The organism is Nostoc sp. ChiSLP03a (genome assembly GCF_034531215.2).
Classification (GTDB): Bacteria; Cyanobacteriota; Cyanobacteriia; order Cyanobacteriales; family Nostocaceae; genus Nostoc.
In genome coordinates, this window is record NZ_JAVRBQ020000159.1 from 1 (window position 1) to 13501 (window position 13501).

The 13501-nt window shown below is 41.5% G+C and carries 16 protein-coding genes, 1 tRNA gene and 1 pseudogene; 10 read left to right on the plus strand and 8 right to left on the minus strand.

Annotated elements, in window-relative coordinates; genetic code table 11:
• Positions 1–340: 340 nt before the first annotated feature.
• From RMY32_RS27015 to RMY32_RS27030, 4 genes are all read right to left on the minus strand, one after another.
• The gene (locus RMY32_RS27015) at positions 341–1855 is read right to left on the minus strand and encodes a GH3 auxin-responsive promoter family protein (protein ID WP_322710832.1); all 1515 of its coding nucleotides are present in this window, start codon (positions 1853–1855) and stop codon (positions 341–343) included.
• Positions 1855–2463, minus strand: a complete 609-nt coding sequence (locus RMY32_RS27020; protein WP_322710833.1) for a DapH/DapD/GlmU-related protein — start codon at positions 2461–2463, stop codon at positions 1855–1857. The genes RMY32_RS27015 and RMY32_RS27020 overlap by 1 nt, the downstream gene beginning before the upstream one ends.
• Entirely contained in the window at positions 2460–3212 is a 753-nt protein-coding gene (locus tag RMY32_RS27025) for a sterol desaturase family protein (protein ID WP_322710834.1), read from the minus strand. The genes RMY32_RS27020 and RMY32_RS27025 overlap by 4 nt, the downstream gene beginning before the upstream one ends.
• 96 nt (positions 3213–3308) lie before the next feature.
• Positions 3309–3470 carry a hypothetical protein gene (locus RMY32_RS27030; protein ID WP_322710835.1) on the minus strand — a complete coding sequence of 54 codons (162 nt, stop codon included), beginning with the start codon at positions 3468–3470 and terminating at the stop codon, positions 3309–3311.
• 162 nt (positions 3471–3632) lie between these two features.
• Here RMY32_RS27030 and RMY32_RS27035 point away from each other — a divergent pair, with 162 nt between their 5' ends.
• From RMY32_RS27035 to RMY32_RS27045, 3 genes and pseudogenes are all read left to right on the plus strand, one after another.
• Positions 3633–5279, plus strand: coding sequence for a metallophosphoesterase family protein (locus RMY32_RS27035; protein ID WP_322710852.1), 1647 nt, complete (start codon positions 3633–3635; stop codon positions 5277–5279).
• 250 nt (positions 5280–5529) lie between these two features.
• A pseudogene (locus tag RMY32_RS27040) lies at positions 5530–5706 on the plus strand (HNH endonuclease); the annotation flags it as partial.
• Between the two features lie 102 nt (positions 5707–5808).
• A complete protein-coding gene (locus RMY32_RS27045) occupies positions 5809–6495 on the plus strand; it encodes a hypothetical protein (protein WP_322710836.1) in 687 nt (228 codons plus the stop codon).
• A 61-nt stretch (positions 6496–6556) separates the two neighbouring features.
• On the opposite strand, the gene RMY32_RS27050 is transcribed toward RMY32_RS27045, so the two are convergent.
• Entirely contained in the window at positions 6557–7489 is a 933-nt protein-coding gene (locus tag RMY32_RS27050; RefSeq protein ID WP_322710837.1) for a serine hydrolase, read from the minus strand.
• Positions 7490–7498: 9 nt separating this feature from the next.
• Here RMY32_RS27050 and RMY32_RS27055 point away from each other — a divergent pair, with 9 nt between their 5' ends.
• The 3 genes from RMY32_RS27055 to RMY32_RS27065 all read left to right on the plus strand — a co-directional run bounded on the left by RMY32_RS27055 (position 7499) and on the right by RMY32_RS27065 (position 10760).
• A complete protein-coding gene (locus tag RMY32_RS27055) occupies positions 7499–8203 on the plus strand; it encodes a C40 family peptidase (protein WP_322710838.1) in 705 nt (234 codons plus the stop codon).
• Between the two features lie 14 nt (positions 8204–8217).
• Entirely contained in the window at positions 8218–9231 is a 1014-nt protein-coding gene (locus RMY32_RS27060; protein WP_322710839.1) for a glycosyltransferase family 2 protein, read from the plus strand.
• Between the two features lie 254 nt (positions 9232–9485).
• The gene (locus RMY32_RS27065) at positions 9486–10760 is read left to right on the plus strand and encodes an MFS transporter (RefSeq protein WP_322710840.1); all 1275 of its coding nucleotides are present in this window, start codon (positions 9486–9488) and stop codon (positions 10758–10760) included.
• Between the two features lie 38 nt (positions 10761–10798).
• Here the strand turns inward: RMY32_RS27065 and RMY32_RS27070 are convergent.
• Positions 10799–10872 (minus strand) — tRNA-Arg (locus RMY32_RS27070).
• Between the two features lie 34 nt (positions 10873–10906).
• Between RMY32_RS27070 and moaC the strand changes: the two genes are divergently transcribed.
• Positions 10907–11413: a cyclic pyranopterin monophosphate synthase MoaC gene (moaC, locus tag RMY32_RS27075; protein ID WP_322710841.1), complete on the plus strand. Its 507-nt coding sequence runs from the start codon at positions 10907–10909 to the stop codon at positions 11411–11413.
• Here the strand turns inward: moaC and RMY32_RS27080 are convergent.
• On the minus strand, positions 11387–11575 hold the full coding sequence (locus RMY32_RS27080; RefSeq protein WP_409884091.1) for a hypothetical protein: 189 nt from the start codon (positions 11573–11575) through the stop codon (positions 11387–11389). The two genes, moaC and RMY32_RS27080, sit on opposite strands and share 27 nt — an antisense overlap.
• A gap of 128 nt (positions 11576–11703) precedes the next feature.
• On the opposite strand from RMY32_RS27080, the gene RMY32_RS27085 reads away from it, so the two are divergent.
• From RMY32_RS27085 to RMY32_RS27095, 3 genes are all read left to right on the plus strand, one after another.
• Entirely contained in the window at positions 11704–11961 is a 258-nt protein-coding gene (locus tag RMY32_RS27085; RefSeq protein ID WP_322710842.1) for a hypothetical protein, read from the plus strand.
• Between the two features lie 118 nt (positions 11962–12079).
• Entirely contained in the window at positions 12080–12388 is a 309-nt protein-coding gene (locus tag RMY32_RS27090; protein WP_289799595.1) for a DUF3181 family protein, read from the plus strand.
• Positions 12389–12666: 278 nt separating this feature from the next.
• Positions 12667–12882, plus strand: a complete 216-nt coding sequence (locus RMY32_RS27095; protein ID WP_292748495.1) for an acetyltransferase — start codon at positions 12667–12669, stop codon at positions 12880–12882.
• 85 nt (positions 12883–12967) lie between these two features.
• Here the strand turns inward: RMY32_RS27095 and RMY32_RS27100 are convergent, their stop codons facing one another.
• A complete protein-coding gene (locus RMY32_RS27100) occupies positions 12968–13450 on the minus strand; it encodes an ABA4-like family protein (RefSeq protein WP_322710843.1) in 483 nt (160 codons plus the stop codon).
• Between the last annotated feature and the right edge of the window lie 51 nt (positions 13451–13501).

The window sequence follows — 13501 nt, forward strand, 5'->3', positions numbered from 1 at the left end:
AATTGGGGGACTTTGATATGTTTTTCTGGTTCCCCCCTTTATAAGGGGAGCCAGCGCGGTCTTGGGGGTTTCCCCCATGAGCGACTGGCGTGGGCTAGGGGGGATCGAATTCTATGCAGCTTTATAAAAAATTGGTATAACCTTTTTGGCTGTTGCTATAATCAAATTTTAAAAGGCTAGTACTGCAAGGCGGAATTAAAAATTAAAAATTAAGGTGAGAAACGCGGTGAATCGCCGAAGGTGAGAGACGCGATGAATCGCCGTCTCTACAATAATCAGTTTTTCGTGTTGACGGCGATTCATAATTTTCATCAAAAAATTTTAACCGAACTGGATTGAGCTATTTTTGGATAATTTTCAGCTGCAATTCTTGTAAAAGTTCAGTGCTAATGGGTGATGTTGCTAGAATTGGATGTTTAATACCTCCCCAAATACTTCCAGTGCGGATACGATGGGAAACTAATATTTCAGGAATTTGACTAGAGATTAAAACTTGTGGTGGTGCGAGTTGACCGATGGCTCTCGCTCTCTGGTAATGATATGATTCTGATAGAGCCAGATCCAGTTTTTGAGCGATAATTTCTGGGGTTTGTGTTGCCGAATCTAGTAATAGAATATAGTGTGGAGGATCGGTAATTGGCATCAAACTTTTAAAATTAGTTTCTTGTAAGTTCAAGAGAGTTAGAGCATTATTTACAAAAGTTTCTTGCAACTTTTCGCCCACCAAATCGCTAACGGCTTGATATCGTCCGAGAAACTCTAAACAGGGAGTGTGGCGATAGTAATGAGTTACCCGGATGCGATCGCCAATTCGATAACGATATAAACCCCCTTTTTGGGATAAAATAACCGTGTATTCTTTGCCAATGTTGAGTTCATGTAAACCATATAGCGAACCAGTCTCATCCTCGAACTCGAAAAATACTTCATTGAGAACCGGCACACATCCCCCAGCGACAATCAACGGAATCGTCATTGGTGCTTCGGTTGCTAGCAGTCCTTTTCCTTGAACTAATACGCCTGGAAATTTTAATCTTAATCCTTGCGCTTGATCTGCTGCATTGGCGCTATCCCAACAAGAAATCAGCTTCAAATTTGGCCAGAGTTGCATCCAGGGAATATTACTTTCGCACAGGTTTTGCAACCGATGATGTGAAATCCGGTTGTGTAATTCTCCTCGTAATAAATCTTGATTCTCTTGAATATATTTTAAATGAACTTGTAGAAAACTAGGACTCCAAATAGAGATAATTTCTAGTTTTTCAGCCTTTAATAATGCCAAAGTCAGTTGATGTTTAAACAAGTTCGCATCATCTAGCCGATTAAGTTTATTTGGCATCACCAACCAAAGACGCAAAAACCAACGCAACCAGCCATCTAAGTAATCTAAATCATCTTGTAAAGTTTGGCTATCAGCTACATTTAATTGCGGCGAGATACAAGCATAAAGTTTGCCTGTGGAAAATTTCGGCCCATGTACAATCAAATCGTGTGCCCATACACAAAACATTTGATTAAACGATCGCCGCAAAGATTGAGTATAAGGAATCCATTTTACTGCTCCACTACTACCAGAGGTTTTTTCATAGAATAAAATGGGTTCTGGTGTCAGGTAAATTTGCTGATGTTTTTGATTTAAGTAAGGTTCGAGTGTATCATAATCCACTATTGGTACACGCTGCCAATCGTCTACAGAATGAATCCCCAAAGTTTTGCCATACTCACTTTTGATTAAGCGATCGCAAATTTCCTTTTGTACAGATGTCTGCATTAACTCTGGCTTATCTAAAGCTTGATGAAATCGTCTCGCCGTTGGTGCGAGAATTTGCCCAAAAAGCTGAATAATCGGACGCATTATTGCACCTTTTGATTAGGATAAAGGTTGCTGGCTGCTGGTACATAAGAGCCATCAGCAATGACTACACCAGGAGCAAGATTAGATCCGGCTCCCACAAAAACATTGCTGCCAATCTTGACTTTTTTGACATACAACATTAAATTTTGCTTGCGGGGTTTAATGACATGAGAATAGATACCGACACGATGCCCGATAACGACGCGATCACCAATTTCTAATAAACTGCGATCGGCAATTTCTAAAGTTGGTGTCCAGTATACATCTCGCCCCACTTTAGCACCCCACAATCGCAACCAACAGGAAAACACCCCTGGAATTAACCGCAACACTGCTTCCAACACTGGAATTGCAATAAAAATTACTTGGATTTGATGACTACCCCACCAGGAATTATATTCTTTATTTTGTAGATAACTAATACCTTCTGGCACAGGATAAACCCATTCGTGCAAGCGGTAAACTAGCACTGGTAGCCCATAAATAGACAGGAACACCCCCAAAATACTGAAGATGTTGGGTGAATAGGCGAGATAGACTATTGCTGCCCCTGTTAGCAATAATACAAAGCCGGGAAAAAACAACAGAATTTTACTTAGAACAGTCATGAAAATGGGAATAAAAGTTTTTGAAACAAGTTTAATGAGCTAGGAATTCCGATTGTAGATGGCATTTTTTTGCTTTCATAATATGTCCCATGTAACTTATCCCAAATTTTCAGATTAGCCCCATAATTATAATTATGGATTTCACAGCAATGATGCCAAGCATGATCCTGTGGCAAGATTAACCAAGAAGATAAAAATTGATAAAACCAGCTATTTTCAGGAATTATCAAGCGGCTATGTCGCCATAAATCTAAGGCAGAAGTTAGACTTACTCCAAGTACATAACCTGTAGGATCGGCTAAAAGATATAAAAATAAAGTGTGTATCCATAAATAAACAATTAACAAACTTGTCCAAAGTGTGTTGCGAGATGTTCCTAATACATCCATTTGAGTAACAGTATGATGAACTTGATGAACGTTCCACAAAAATTTTGTATGTAATAAACGATGATTCCAATAATATAAATAATCAATCACAACAAAACCGATCAGAAAACTTGGAATTAATGATAATTTTAAATCTCCTTGCTGAGTTGGTAATAAATTTTGATAAAGCCAATAAACTAAAGTAGCTTGTAGTAAGGGAATCAAAATTCCTTGAATTATTAGCCCTGTACCATCTAGCAACCAATCTTCATGACATTTAAATTGAAGTTGAGTTCTGCCAATTTGATTGCTAATAGTCCAACCAACTAATCCGATAAAAGAGCCAAAAATTAGTAGTTGGGAAAAAGTTTGTATTTCCACTTTTAATTACTCACACTGATATTGAATTTAGGTAAGAATTCAGGAGCCAGAATTCAGGAGTCAGAATAGTTAAAGAATCAGAAAAATACTCGATCATCAATTTACCGATCGTAACTGTATTCCTTTGAAATCATGATTTATGACTCCTGGGTGCTGAATTATTACGAATTTAGCAACTAATTGCCCTGTCTGGTTTACTTGCTGCTGACGGTTTAATAAATCCGGTAGCTGCTGGAGTAATTGTTCGGGATTTTCCACATATTTCTTATAATAAAATGCGTTCAGTCGGTGATTACCCTAAAATTTGGTGTGTTACTCATGCTCAGACGCAAAAGCCGCCGAAAAATTTCCTCAGTAGCAATGCTTGTGCTTGTTATATGCTTTACTCTGGTAGGTGTGCGTTCATTTGGGCAAACAATTATGACATCAGCACCCCAACTGCTCACCGACCCATTTTTGCAATTGCCAACTGCAACTTCAGTGCAAGTAGTTTGGTTTACTGAATTTGCTGGTGTTAATCACACAGTAACCTACGGCGAAAATCTCAAACAAACTGCTAAGGCAAGTACTACCAAACTCAGTCGCACGCGTGAAGACCAACAATCAAGAGTTGCAAACCAAACCCAAGACGGACAAGTTTATCAAAAACCCGTCCAAAGGGACATTTGGCGACATGAGGCTGAGGTAACTGGGTTAACTCCTGGTGTGCGGGTTAACTATCGTGTCACAAGTGTGCAAGAAGACGGCAAAAGTGTAGACAGTGATATTTTCAGCCTTGCAGCTACTCCCAAATCAGATACACCACTAAAAATTCTACTGACCTCAGATCATCAATTAAAACCGATGACAGCGGCAAATCTGCAAAAGGTGGTAGAAACAGTGGGGCGAGTTGATGGCGTGTGGTTTGCTGGTGATTTGGTCAATGTTAGCGATCGCGCCTCAGAATGGTTTGATGATAATGGTGGTGGTGCGTTGTTTCCCGGTTTGCAAGGTCATGCTAAATATGAAATGACGCATGATGGTGTTAAAACAATCTACACTGGCGGACAAATAATTCAACACGCACCCATGTTTACTTGCATTGGCAATCATGAGGTGATGGGGCGGTTTGCTAGGGCAGGGAGTTTAAATGATGAATTTGATGATACAATTCCCCGTGCCGTTGCTCAAAGAATCTACCCAGATAAATCTTTAATCGATAATTCTTTTAATACTAATACCTATGAAGAGATTTTCTCTTTACCAAAAAGTAAAGAGGGTGGAAAAAGGTATTATGCAGTTAGTTTTGGTGATACGCGTTTGGTAGTACTTTACATTACGAATATGTGGCGGACTCCCAAATTAGATGGAAAGTTTAAGGGTAGATATCGAGAAGCTGAAAAGGATTTAAATAATCCTGAAAATTGGGGTTATGGACAGGTGATTTATGAGCCAATTGCTAAAGGCAGCAAGCAATATAATTGGCTAGAGTCGGAACTTAACAGCCCTGAGTTTCAACAAGCAAAATACAAAGTTGTGATGTTCCATCATCCGCCTCATACTTTGGGTGATAATATAGTTCCTGCTTATACAGAACCAGTTCAAATAATTGAACGGGATAGTGGCAATATCAAAGCAGTGCGTTACGAGTATCCCAAAGACGCAGATTATATTATTCGTGATGTTATTCCTTTATTAGATGCGGCTAATGTGCAATTAGTATTCTATGGACATTCCCATTTATGGAACCGCTTTGTTAGTCCCAATGGAATGCACTTTTTGGAAACATCTAATGTGGGTAATAGTTACGGCGCTGCTTGGGGTGACAGAAAGCGAGAAGTGCCAATTGGATATCAAGAGGATTATGTTAAGCTTGGCGATCCCAATGGGTTAGAACCGATAGTGCCAACAATTGCCCCCTTGTTGGGTGAAGATAACAAGCCGATGCCTTATATTGCGAGTAATGAGATTACGGTTTTCAGTATTTTTGATACGGGGGCAGGTACGATAAGTAGTTATCGTTTTGATACTCGCAAGCCTGATTCGGAAGTATTGAAGTTTGACGAATTTAAGTTGAATCCCCAATGAGTTACTGACGAAAATATGAAAGTGTAAGGACAATTTAAATAAACTTGTTGTTGAATAAGATGAATTAAGCCGTCAGAGTCAAACAAGAAAAACTTTTTAGGTACTTTCTCGGTATCTGCTTTGCAATTTTTTGCAATATAAAGCAACAGGCTAATCATTCGTGGACAGGCGGAAAACAAAGCCGGGGAGCAAGGTGACAGAAATAAAGACACCGAGAGATTCGACGATTCGGAGACTATTTGCACTATCGATGAACCGATGTGCATTTCCAAGCTGCACTAATGCCATCATAGATTTCAGTACAATACTGGGCGATGTGTGTCATATATGTGCCCAGAATCCTGGTGGTCTTCGATACAACGCACAACAAACCTCAGAAGAAAGACATTCTTTTGAGAATCTAATTCTTCTTTGTAAAAACCACCACAAAGTGATTGACGCTAAGGAGAACCTTCATAAATACACCGTCGAATACTTGACACGCATAAAGGCAGATCACGAAGAAAACGCAAGGAAAGCAGAAATCGAAGTGTCTGCATTGTCTGATTCCCTGGTCGCCGAACTTCAAAAAACGATGGAAAGTCACTTGCGGACAAGTGTTTATATGGACTTTCACGGCGCACAACTGAAAGCAGGTGGAGAAGGTGGTTATCTTGGTGGCGCTGGTGGCGAGGGTGGAATAATTAACATAGTCGGTGTTACTCCAGCGGGATTTCACGAACCAATCGACGTTCACGGTGGAGAAGGGCAAACTCCCGGTGGTGGTGGTGGAGGTGGTGGCATAGCTAACTATAGGGGCCGCCCAGCAGACGTGGATGATCTTGAAAATGGACTCCAGATATCCAGCATTTTTCTTGCCAATGCGATTCAAGTACAAGGTCTATTTTCTGTACTTGGCGGTGGGTGGGCATACTATGAGGTTCCGTCGCTGCCATACAATTTGCAACTAAATCTGATCTGCATTGTCGAAACCGGTACTATCCCAATAAACACAATGCTTCGGATTGACTATTCTGTTCAAGATGCCGAAGGTCATACTGCTTTGATCTCCTATTCTGATTTATCGATATCACAGACGACTGCTCTAGTACGTCGATGGTGTGTTCCGTTATTTCTGCCTTTAAAAGTAAACTGCATTGGTATATGGCGTATTACGGTGTCTTCAGGGTCGCTCCCATTAGCCAGTCACGACATCGAGCTTCGCCTAGCAGGTTGAGGCAGACAACGTTGAAGCACAACCCTCCTATAGGAGGGTTTGTTTGTTTAAAAATTTTGGCTCATAGACTAGCGATCGCTTCGGCAACTCGCCCTGAAACAAAAGGCAAAATATCCCGACTCTTAGCTTGGGCTTTGCCTTCAGTAAATACCACTAAAAGATAAGGGCGGTGTTCTGGTAATTCAATATACGCTGCATCATGGCGAACTTGACTTGTCCAACCTGCCTTTGACCAAATTTGAGCATTTTCAGGCAATCCACCGCCTAAGAAACCTGTCACCTGATTTTCCTCGCCGTCAGAGGACAAATCTTTGAGAGGACGTTTCAGTAAACCCATCATTGATTGCGATCGCGCACTTGAAACCGCCACTCCACCTACAATACTATGCAGTAACCTAGCGATCGCATTTGTGGTCAACATATTACGATTGTCCAGTAACTCTCCCACAAACGCCCGTTCCCGCCCATAAGGGCCGTCACCCCAAGTTTTTTGACAGACGTTTATTGTCTCCATTTCTTCCCAAGCCAAAGATTGGTAATAGCGGTTAACAATATTACGCTGATATTTCCAGGTTTCAAAGGGGCCGATTGGTAATTCTGGCCCTGATGTGGTACCACTCAAAATATCCACAACCAAGCTGGTAGCATCGTTACTAGAATCGACAATCATATCCTGTAAAGCTCGCTCCAACTCCTTGGAGGTTTGACTCATGCCTTTTTCTAGCCATTCATTTACCGCTACCAGATAAAATAGCTTGACTACACTGGCAGGATAAATCCGCTCAACACCGCGATAAGTGAAACCACGAACTGGGTGATCCCAAAAAGCGTTAGGAGTCAGCGCCCCACCAGTATTTACTCGCACTGGTGGATCGTAAACAACCCAAGTCAAGGCAATTTGGTTACGCGCTAAGGTTGGAAATGCTGCCCAAGTTGCATCTAAAATGCCATTACCAAGATTCTCTAGTTGTTCGTCTTTATTAAAAAAAATCATTCTCTGATAATGTCCTTTAATCTAAAATCCGAAATCCAAAATCCAAAATCAGGGGAGTATCAGTGTTTAGCTGATCTGAATTTATATGATTCTCCTGAATGTACGCGTTTAGCAACTCAAGCTGCATCGGGGAGACATTTGTGGCTAACATCAAATCATCAAAATTCGGCGGTTGAGGTGTATTTATGTGAAGATGACTATCCGGGATGGGTATCTGTTTCAGATTTTGATTCATTACAATCTGCTACTGTACCTTATCAGGCTGCAACATTTTCTGAATCGGAGATTAAAAAACTCCTAGCAGAGATTATCGCCTTTACCCAAAAAGCGATGCAACAATCAAATTATTACCTTTGGGGTGGTACGGTTGGGCCAAATTATGACTGTTCTGGGTTGATGCAAACGGCGTTTGCTTCGGTGGGTATTTGGCTACCTAGAGATGCCTATCAACAGGAAGGATTCACTCAACCAGTTAGGATTGCAGAATTAGCAGCCGGGGATCTGGTATTTTTTGGAACTAGTCAAAAAGCCACCCATGTCGGGCTTTATTTGGCGGATGGTTATTATATCCATAGTTCTGGGAAAGAACAGGGACGGAATGGGATCGGAATTGATATTCTCTCGGAACAGGGAGATGCGGTTAGTCAGTCGTACTATCAGCAGCTGCGAGGTGCTGGTAGAGTTTTTAAGAGTTACGAACCACAGAGACGCTGAGGGCGCTGAGGCTTATGAGGAGTGGGTTGATCGAGCAAGGGGTAATGGGGGAAAATGGGGCGATTTCAGCAATTGTCCCAGATGTTTCGGTGGTAGTACCAATACATGACGAGGTGGAGAGTTTGCCGCTTTTACTAGAAGCGATCGCCTCTACTTTATCTTCTAGTCAGGTAAATTATGAAATCATTTGTGTAGATGATGGTTCTACAGATGGTTCTGGGGATTTTCTCAAAGAACAGGCGCAAATCCGCACTGATTTAAAAGCGGTGATTTTGCGTCGCAATTACGGACAAACTGCGGCGATGGCTGCTGGATTTTATTATGCAGTTGGTAAAGCGATCGTTACTTTAGATGCCGATCTCCAGAACGATCCCGCTGATATCCCGATGTTATTGGCAAAGCTGGATGAGGGTTACGATTTGGTGAGTGGTTGGCGACAAAAACGCCAAGATGGGGCTGTAAATCGGTTACTTCCTTCCAAAATTGCCAATTGGCTAATTCGTCGCACCACTAGCGTGAATATTCATGACTATGGTTGTTCGCTGAAAGCCTATCGTGCAGAACTGTTGGCAGATATGAACCTCTACGGAGAATTACACCGATTTTTACCCGCTTTGGCGTACATCGAAGGAGCTAGAATTACCGAAATACCTGTACGTCATCACGCCCGCCGCTTTGGTCGTAGTAAATATGGAATTTGGCGGACATTCCGGGTATTGATGGATTTGTTAACCATTCTGTTTATGAAAAAATTCCTCACCCGTCCGATGCACGTTTTTGGGCTGTTGGGCTTGATTTCAATGTTTTCGGGCACTGCGATCGGAATTTACTTGACTTTCGTCAAATTAGCTTTAGGTGAGATGATTGGCAATCGCCCTTTGTTGATTTTAGCAGTTCTGTTGTTACTAACAGGAGTGCAGTTGTTTTGCTTCGGACTTTTAGCAGAATTACTCATGCGTACATACCACGAATCCCAAGGACGGCCTATCTATCGCGTGCGAGAGGTGGTAGCAAAAAATGTTAAGTAAGGTAACAATAGTGGTCATTGGTCATTGGTCATTGGGCATTGGTCATTGGGCATTGGGCATTGGGCACTTGTACTGAGCGAAGTCGTTCGCGTAGCGTCTCGCAGAGAAGTATTAGTCATTGGTCATTAGCAAATAATTAACAGTAAATATTGGTTGACTCTAGACAAATGACAAATGACAAATGACAAATGACAAACGACAAATGACAAATGACAAATGACAAATGACAAAAAACTAGTCAAATTGCATCTACCTTGAAAGTATTTAATACATTTAATGCCGAACTGCGGCGCAACCTGCTGATTTTATTTACGGCAGGTTTATTATTCTGGTCGAGCCTGTCTTCGCTCTTACCAACTCTACCGCTTTACATCGATGATGTGGGCGCAAGCAAGCAAGAAATTGGGATTGTCATGGGCAGTTTTGCCATTGGGTTATTGCTATCTCGCCCGATGCTAGGACGATTAGCCGATGAACGCGGTCGCAAAATTGTCTTGTTGATTGGTACGATCGTAGCGGCGATCGCACCCTTTGGTTACTTGTCAACCCGATCTATTGGGCTGTTGATCCTGGTGCGGATTTTTCACGGCATTAGTATTGCTGCTTTTACCACTGGCTACAGTGCCTTAGTTGCAGATTTAGCGCCCGCCGAGACTCGTGGTGAAATCATTGGGTATATGACCCTAGCAACTCCCCTTGGTTTAGCAATTGGCCCTGCCTTGGGTGGGTATTTAGAAGCTACAAGTGGTTACGGAATATTATTTCTGTTATCCGCCGAATTGGGTTTTGTCGCCCTCTTGGAGATTTTACAAGTGACGAATCCGCCAGTGCAAACGCAGGAGCAGACAGAGGGAGAAGATGTCTACGACGGGCTACGCCTACGCAAATTTTGGCAAATTTTGGCCAGCCCACGGGTGAGAATTCCAACTATAGTTATGTTGCTGGTTGGTTTGTCGGTCGGTGCTGTACATACCTTTGTGTCGTTGTTCCTCAAATCCACTTCAGTGGATTTCAATGGCGGACTGTTTTTTACAGCTGCGGCAATTTCTAGTTTTAGTATCAGGATATTTGCTGGTAAAGCAAGCGATCGCTTCGGGCGGGGTTTGTTTATTACCTTTGGGATTTTTTGCTACGTTTTGGCGTTAATACTGCTGTGGCAAGCTAACAGCGCGATCGTATTCTTACTAGCTGCGATCGCTGAAGGCGCTGGTGGTGGTACACTGATCTCGATGATGATTACGATGATGGCAGACCGTTCACTGCCGCAAGAACGGGGGAAAATTTTTGCTATATGTATAGCTGGACTTGATTTGGGAATTGCGATCGCTGCTCCTCTTTTAGGTATCATCGCAGAACTTGTAGGCTACCGCGATATGTTTGGCTGCGGTGCTGCGATGACTTCTCTAGCACTCATCCTTTTCCTTACCCGTTCGAGCAAAAACTTATCCAACTCACTGCGCTTTGCACTAGGTCTAGCTCCAGATGCCTACGCCTTGAAAAACCTAAAAGTTAGAAGTGATGAAATTTAACTCATCACTCCTAACTTTCAACTCTTAACTTTTTAAAACGGGCGAGGAGGGATTCGAACCCCCGACACCGTGGTCCGTAGCCACGTGCTCTAGTCCACTGAGCTACACGCCCTCACCGACAATCTATATTAACACGTTTTAACCAAATGGCGCAAGATAATTTTCCAGCTAACTTTGCTTCCTTATCCCATCTAGATCCCCAAGGACAGGCACAGATGGTTGATGTGTCTGATAAAGCACCCACCATTCGCCAAGCAGTAGCCGCTGCCAATGTGCGAATGCTGCCAGCCACCTTCGCTGCCATTCAAGCCGGAAATGTGCCAAAAGGGGATGTGTTGGCAACTGCAAGATTGGCTGGGATCATGGCAGCCAAGCAAACAGCCACTTTAATTCCTCTGTGTCATCCGTTGCCTTTGCAAAAAATCGCAGTCGAAATCATACCCGATTCCCAACTACCGGGTTATCAAATTCAAGCCACAGTCAAAACCAAAGCTGAAACCGGTGTAGAAATGGAAGCCTTAACTGCCGTTTCTGTCGCTGCTTTGACTTTATACGATATGGCCAAAGCTTTAGAAAAGTCGATTCAAATTGAATCAATTCGTTTAATCAGTAAGAGTGGCGGAAAATCAGGAGATTATTCGCCGACAGAGTAATAAGCTGTTGGGCATTAAAATATTGTCATTATTAGCAAACAGAATCTCCAAATTCTCTTTAATTAAGACAATCCAACGATACTGTTCTGTATTGTCTGCCATTGGTTTGCCGTCGCTATCGGGATAAAGCAGATCGGAGTCTATTTGCCCAAAGATAGTCATCGGATTTAACCCAGCTAGCTGTGCTTGACTTGCAATTCAATTATGACTGCTTTTAGAAGTCTAATAGCAACGACTGCACTAAAAACCTTAGAATGAGTAGGGTGTATTTAAATCTGTAACAAATATTTATGCCTCCTCGTTGGCCTCGCAAACCCGATCGCAAAGACCCTGATTACCGCAAGATTGATGACCGGATGAATTTTGCCATGCATGTAGCGATCGCAGCTACGATCAATTCTGGCTTATGGTTTTTTCATATTTTGAAAAACACTACCTGGGACTGGCTGCCGTTGTTTACTGCCAGTTGGACAGGAATAGTATTAGTGCATCTGATTTATATTAGTGCGATCGCTAATTACAGCGAAACTCCACCTAAATCCACCTGAAGACGGATTACTGATGCTGGGGCGATTGTAACCTGTGGTAGTAGAATCAGCCTATTAATTGAGCGATAATGTAAAAAGCTTGAGATTTCGCACTTTTTCTTAACGTAGGGTTATTTTTATGGCAAAGACTAACACCACAGAACTACTGGAAGCCCTAGCAGCTGAAATTGGTGAAAATGTCTACATAGACATTGCCAAATGGCATCTTTATTTATCTAATGCCAAACTGCACACCCTTGTTGCGGAACAGTTGTATCCCTTAATTACTTCCAACAATGTAAGTGAAGATCAAGTTTTAAAAGTCTTGAAATCAATTACAGTAAAAATTGGCGGCGGAAGAAGCGAACTTCCTTTAAGTGATTTACTGCCACTGCAATGCCAAGTAACATTAGTTGATATTTTAGAAAAATATCAACGCGAAATCTAATATCTACAACTAAGATTATTTGAATTAGATAATTTTCTCGGTCAGTATTCCCTAATTTGATTTGAAATGCTGAATTGAGGATTAATTTGTTGCGCCAATTTTATAAAGATAAAACCACAGAGACACATAGATAAATTTTGCGTAATTTATTTATGCATATCTGGTAAAAATTTCCTTTAACAATTAAGGAATCTCGACCTTCTAAATTGGTTGAGACGAGAATGAGTTTATCTTAAACTTGCTCTTAACTTTCATGGAAACTTATTGAGGCAATTTCTATGCTTTTACAAATCAAAGATTCTGGCGAATTGGTAAAAATTCTGGAAATTCAAGAACTACTTGACCCGAATAATGATGTCGTGCACGCAAGAGAACAAGAAGGTGAAGAAGAACAGCCACCTGATACCTTCAAAAAAGAAAATCTTGTTTTTCCTTCTGGTGAAGTTCTACCACGCTGTTGGTTAGATGCGAACTATAGACACGACAACGGTTAATGATTTTAAAATGAGATAATTGGTAATAGAAGTAAACTATTAGCAATTATTATTAGTAGGGGCGCACAGATGTGTGCCCTTATTGCTATGTGCCAGTTGATGGTACTTCTTTTTCTGCTAATGTCGCCTTTTCATTCTGCTGAAACTTTGGGAAAAATCTCTTAGTAATCCAGTCAGTTAAAATGTGAGATAGTAATCCCAACGGCCCAGCGAACAAAGATAAAGCCAGAGAGTGAATTGTCCAAACACCTGTTTTCTGTCCTTCCCAATAAATCCAGCGACCGACGAATAAATCCATCACTAAAAAATGAATCCAACCTGTTGCCGCAGCTGTTTCATCTGCAAAAAACCGTGCAATATCAGCTAATTGTGGATTCGATAAAGCTTGAGCATTTTCTGGAGTAATGCTGTTAATAAACAAATATAAATATGTTCCTGCTAACAGCACAAAGGGGAGATATGATGACATTACCCATCGTGTGACTTTCCAGTTCGGCAATAAAATCATCAACGCCCAAAATGGCAAGACGAAAACATTAGCAACGTTAAATAGTTGAGATATTGTCATGTTTTTGCAAAGTGAAGAATTTTTGTTTTGAATTAACTAATTATTCATAAA

What these genes read in the sequence shown, in the direction of transcription:
- RMY32_RS27100 (WP_322710843.1), bottom strand. Translation starts at nt 13,450, where the DNA reads ATGACAATATCTCAACTATTTAACGTTGCTAATGTTTTCGTCTTGCCA.
- RMY32_RS27085 (WP_322710842.1), top strand. Translation starts at nt 11,704, where the DNA reads ATGCCTCCTCGTTGGCCTCGCAAACCCGATCGCAAAGACCCTGATTAC.
- RMY32_RS27090 (WP_289799595.1), top strand. Translation starts at nt 12,080, where the DNA reads ATGGCAAAGACTAACACCACAGAACTACTGGAAGCCCTAGCAGCTGAA.
- moaC (WP_322710841.1), top strand. Translation starts at nt 10,907, where the DNA reads ATGGCGCAAGATAATTTTCCAGCTAACTTTGCTTCCTTATCCCATCTA.
- RMY32_RS27055 (WP_322710838.1), top strand. Translation starts at nt 7,499, where the DNA reads ATGTCCTTTAATCTAAAATCCGAAATCCAAAATCCAAAATCAGGGGAG.
- RMY32_RS27035 (WP_322710852.1), top strand. Translation starts at nt 3,633, where the DNA reads ATGACATCAGCACCCCAACTGCTCACCGACCCATTTTTGCAATTGCCA.
- RMY32_RS27015 (WP_322710832.1), bottom strand. Translation starts at nt 1,855, where the DNA reads ATGCGTCCGATTATTCAGCTTTTTGGGCAAATTCTCGCACCAACGGCG.
- RMY32_RS27060 (WP_322710839.1), top strand. Translation starts at nt 8,218, where the DNA reads ATGAGGAGTGGGTTGATCGAGCAAGGGGTAATGGGGGAAAATGGGGCG.
- RMY32_RS27020 (WP_322710833.1), bottom strand. Translation starts at nt 2,463, where the DNA reads ATGACTGTTCTAAGTAAAATTCTGTTGTTTTTTCCCGGCTTTGTATTA.
- RMY32_RS27080 (WP_409884091.1), bottom strand. Translation starts at nt 11,575, where the DNA reads ATGACTATCTTTGGGCAAATAGACTCCGATCTGCTTTATCCCGATAGC.
- RMY32_RS27050 (WP_322710837.1), bottom strand. Translation starts at nt 7,489, where the DNA reads ATGATTTTTTTTAATAAAGACGAACAACTAGAGAATCTTGGTAATGGC.
- RMY32_RS27095 (WP_292748495.1), top strand. Translation starts at nt 12,667, where the DNA reads ATGCTTTTACAAATCAAAGATTCTGGCGAATTGGTAAAAATTCTGGAA.